We start from the raw sequence: 2,273 nt of genomic DNA, 5'->3' as shown, positions 1-2,273 counted from the left end.
TAAAAACTCAACTTTCGGAGGACTAAGATTGGTCGCTCTGAAAGTTGAGTTAATGAAAATACATAGAAGAATCATCCCCGTAATCCTTCTAAGTGTTTGATGATCAGGCTTCTCAAATCATGGTCAATACTAGGCATATTTAGCGTGAAGTAAAAGTGATTCTACCGGTAGCTTTTAATGTAGTACGAAACGCGGTAAATCGAACGATATTAGATTATGGGTCATCTAAATTGTCCTTGCTTGAACCGGCGTAATGCTTCCTGAAAAAGTTGTAGATGGAACACATCATCTAGTCCTAATCGCTCTACTAAGTCTATGACAAAGGGATCGGATAGTTGGTCAACCGTATCTTCATAGAGCTGAATGATAGCTTTTTCCGCACCAATATCACCCTGAAGTCGGTCTGTTACATTCGTTCCGTAAATAGCCAGAGATCCATCCCAAAACGTTTTATCTGAATCAAAGTATTTAGGATTCCCCCCTAGTTCGTCAATTAATCTTGCCAAGGTTCGAACGTGAAACTCTTCGTTTAACGTTACACATTCAAGTAATCGGCTAAATGCTTTATTTGCATCCTTTGACACAAGGAATTGATAACGGAACGAATTGACTGCGGTAAATTCGCTGATTGCACCAGCATAGAGATCAAGTAAAATTCTAGCTTGTTTCGGATCTTTACGTCTTACCTTTAGGGGAGGATAAGGTAAACCTGCTGAACATGTAAAAAAATCAAATTTATCTCTCCCTGCCACAATTTGATCCAAACGTCGATTAACACGGTCCTGAAAAGACTTTTCATAAGAAACCATATACACACTCCTTCTCCGCTGTTTAGAGTATATTATTCTTTAAAACGTAAAGTTATGCTGATTCAAATTATGAAGGACAATAAGGGTAACGGAATAATCTTCTAAATAAATAATATGGGAAACGGCGTCGACGGAATCTACGATATCTTCTTCTACGAGGACGTCCGTAATCATCGTAGTCGTAGTCATAATCATCATATCCATAGCCAAATTGACTGTTTTCCTGTTCTCGTCTTTTACACTCTTAGGATATTCTCCTAGTTTGGCCTATGTTAACGTATATTTGATTATCTTTGAGATTTGCCCAAACAATCTCAACCTTTCCACATAATTTAATAGTAGCTATATTGGGAGGGAGGTATTTTAATGAGTGATTATAAATATGATTATGACAAGAAGGACAATAATTTTGCGTTAATCGTTGTCCTGTTTATTTTGTTAATTATTGTAGGCGTTTCTTTCGTGAACAAGGATTACTACTAAAAACAAGCCTTTGATATCGTCGACAAGTTCAGGCAATCCATCACTGAAAGAATGGTCATCGCCATCGGTTGCCCGGGTAATTGCCTGTGGAAGCTTTTCCGCGTAGTGCCCAAGATGTGCAAATGGCACTATTTCATCGTCACGGCTATGGAAGAGGAACATCTTCGGTATCCAGGGGAGTTTTGAAGCAAAATCTTCTGACAGAGTGTACGCCTCGACCTGCCAATCATCGGCATTTACCCAGTATGGTGCAGCAATCATAAACAATCCAGAAATGTATTGTTTGAGACTACATTCGATAATTTGGTTGAAAACGCGGGAAACGTACCATAAATTCTCGGAAATATTCTCCTTTTTCTATCGATATACTTGTCCATTGGCATTCCTCTCTAGTTATAGAGTTATTTTAAAAAAGATTGTATCCAAAAGGCGTTCTTAAATGAACGCCTTTTAATTAAAAATGTTTTAATAACCGTAGCCACCATGACCGCCGTACGAAGCTCCAATAATAATTAACAAGATAAACAATACAACGACTAGCGCAAATCCACTGCCATGTCCATATCCATAGCCTTCTGACATATACAGCAGCGATACGACGTAAAATAGAAGCGAAATGGAATACGTTGACAGATGTAAAAAATATAGTAGCGCCGGGTTTTGAGGCTATATTCCTTCGACAACAAATACGCTACATGAAAATAAATATCTTCCGGTACTAGGTACATTATTAAAAAATAGCAAGAACACCTTGCGCAAAAATTGTGCTCTTCGGTGTTGTTTTTTATTCGCCAGTATAGGGTGAATGGTATTCAAAAAAGAAAACAGTTAACATTTCACCATAATAAAAAGACTATATATTTTATTGCATAGCCTTTTGAACGAATGCCAAGTTCCAGCACCTAAATTTTTATTATTTAAAAAGGATTAATGACTAGAGAAATTCTGTTGTAGCGTACATATAATAAGTATGAGCCACCA

General features: G+C 37.4%; 5 protein-coding genes. 1 reads left to right on the top strand and 4 read right to left on the bottom strand.

All coding sequences use genetic code 11. The features are described from left to right. Window positions 1-221: 221 nt before the first annotated feature. Both AC3G7N_RS20460 and AC3G7N_RS20455 read right to left on the bottom strand, forming a co-directional pair. The gene (locus AC3G7N_RS20460) at window positions 222-809 is read right to left on the bottom strand and encodes a ferritin family protein (RefSeq protein ID WP_489424011.1); all 588 of its coding nucleotides are present in this window, start codon (window positions 807-809) and stop codon (window positions 222-224) included. Window positions 810-848: 39 nt separating this feature from the next. Continuing rightward, complete coding sequence (locus tag AC3G7N_RS20455) at window positions 849-1,013, bottom strand: hypothetical protein (RefSeq protein WP_489424010.1); 165 nt, start codon at window positions 1,011-1,013, stop codon at window positions 849-851. Between the two features lie 162 nt (window positions 1,014-1,175). Between AC3G7N_RS20455 and AC3G7N_RS20450 the strand changes: the two genes are divergently transcribed. Beyond that, window positions 1,176-1,292 (top strand): YjcZ family sporulation protein, encoded by a 117-nt coding sequence (locus AC3G7N_RS20450; RefSeq protein WP_489424009.1) that lies wholly within the window; start codon window positions 1,176-1,178, stop codon window positions 1,290-1,292. Here the strand turns inward: AC3G7N_RS20450 and AC3G7N_RS20445 are convergent. Both AC3G7N_RS20445 and AC3G7N_RS20440 read right to left on the bottom strand, forming a co-directional pair. Then, entirely contained in the window at window positions 1,248-1,553 is a 306-nt protein-coding gene (locus tag AC3G7N_RS20445; protein ID WP_489424012.1) for a hypothetical protein, read from the bottom strand. The two genes, AC3G7N_RS20450 and AC3G7N_RS20445, sit on opposite strands and share 45 nt — an antisense overlap. Before the next feature lie 204 nt (window positions 1,554-1,757). Then, complete coding sequence (locus tag AC3G7N_RS20440; RefSeq protein ID WP_489424008.1) at window positions 1,758-1,874, bottom strand: YjcZ family sporulation protein; 117 nt, start codon at window positions 1,872-1,874, stop codon at window positions 1,758-1,760. Window positions 1,875-2,273: the final 399 nt, after the last annotated feature.

The organism is Virgibacillus carmonensis, from assembly GCF_057836705.1.
This window is presented reverse-complemented; position numbering and strand designations above follow the sequence as displayed.